Genomic DNA, 425 nt, shown 5'->3' on the forward strand with positions numbered 1-425 from the left:
AGCGCGGATGACGCCGATTCGCTGCTGTTGGCCGCCGCTCAGCTCGGAGGGGTACCGGTCCCGATACTGATTCGGGTTCAGTCCTACCATGTCCATCAACTCGTCAATTCGTTTCAGATAGGAGGACTTGTCCATCCCCTTTAATCGCGGCACGATGGCTACATTATCCTTGATTGTCATGTGCGGGAAAAGTCCGATCTGCTGAATGACATACCCGATATTCCGGCGAAGCTTAACCGGATCGGTTTTGGCGATATCATTGCCGTCCACCAGGATTAGACCGGAGGTTGGCTCTACCAGCCGATTAATCATCTTCATGGTTGTCGTTTTTCCACATCCGCTAGGCCCGATCAAGGTAACCAGTTCGCCTTGCTTAATTTCCAGATGAATGCCTTTGAGCGTTGGAGTACCGCCGTTGTAGGATT

Annotated in this window: 1 protein-coding gene; it reads right to left on the reverse strand. The window is 52.0% G+C overall.

Features of this window, described 5'->3' with window-relative positions:
• A partial coding sequence (locus AC2JF9_RS09700) for an ATP-binding cassette domain-containing protein (RefSeq protein ID WP_500727360.1) occupies window positions 1–425 on the reverse strand: 425 nt, incomplete at both ends.

The sequence above is a fragment of the Lactobacillus sp. C449L genome, from assembly GCF_059900815.1.